Raw genomic sequence first — 963 nt, 5'->3', positions numbered from 1 at the left:
GTGCATTTAGATGATTCTTATCATTTCAAATAAGAATGTGTTAATCAACGTATATAAGTTAAAATTGGTTTGGATAAAATGATATCTATCGTTGTGTATTGTTTGTTTTTATAGTTCGCGACGACGTCCAGCTAATAACGCTGCACCTAAGGCTAATGATAATCCACCAAATACAGTTGTACCGATGAATGGATTTTCTTCACCAGTTTCTGGTAATGCTTGAGCTTTGTTAGCATCTGCATGGTTTGCTGGTTGCTTCTTATCAACAACAAGTTCTTGACCAGGTTTGATCATGTTTTTATCAGCTAATTTGTTATCTGCAGCAATTTTGTCAGCAGTAGTGCCGTTTGCTTTTGCAATGTCATTTACTGTATCACCAGGTTTAACGACATGTACTCCGTTGCCGTCTTCTTTACCAGGTTTGTTGCCGTCTTCTTTACCAGGCTTGTTGCCGTCTTCTTTACCAGGTTTTTTGTTGTCTTCTTTACCAGGCTTGTTGCCGTCTTCTTTGCCAGGTTTGTTGCCGTCTTCTTTACCAGGTTTTTTGTTGTCTTCCTCTTTTGGTGCTTGAGCATCGTTTAGCTTTTTAGCTTCTGCTAAAATTTCTTTGCTCACTGAAGGATCGTCTTTAAGGCTTTGGATGAAGCCGTTACGTTGTTCTTCAGTTAAGTTAGGTAAATGTAAAATTTCATAGAAAGCATTTTGTTGTTCTTTGTTGAATTTGTTGTCAGCTTTTGGTGCTTGTGCATCATTTAGCTTTTTAGCTTCTGCTAAAAGGTTAGCGCTTTGGCTTGGGTCATCTTTTAAGCTTTGGATGAAACCATTGCGTTGTTCTTCGTTTAAGTTAGGTAAATGTAAGATTTCATAGAAAGCATTTTGTTGTTCTTTGTTGAATTTGTTATCCGCTTTCGGTGCTTGAGATTCATTTAACTTTTTAGCTTCTGACAATAGGTTAGCACTTTG

Annotated in this window: 1 pseudogene; it reads right to left on the bottom strand. The window is 37.3% G+C overall.

Annotation, left to right across the window (positions count from 1 at the left end):
• Positions 1-108: 108 nt before the first annotated feature.
• Positions 109-963 (bottom strand): annotated as a pseudogene (gene spa, locus IDG60_RS16235) (staphylococcal protein A); the annotation flags it as partial.

Source organism: Staphylococcus sp. EG-SA-2, assembly GCF_017152085.1.
Note: the sequence above shows the minus strand (reverse complement) of the source record. Positions and strands in the feature narration are given on the sequence as shown.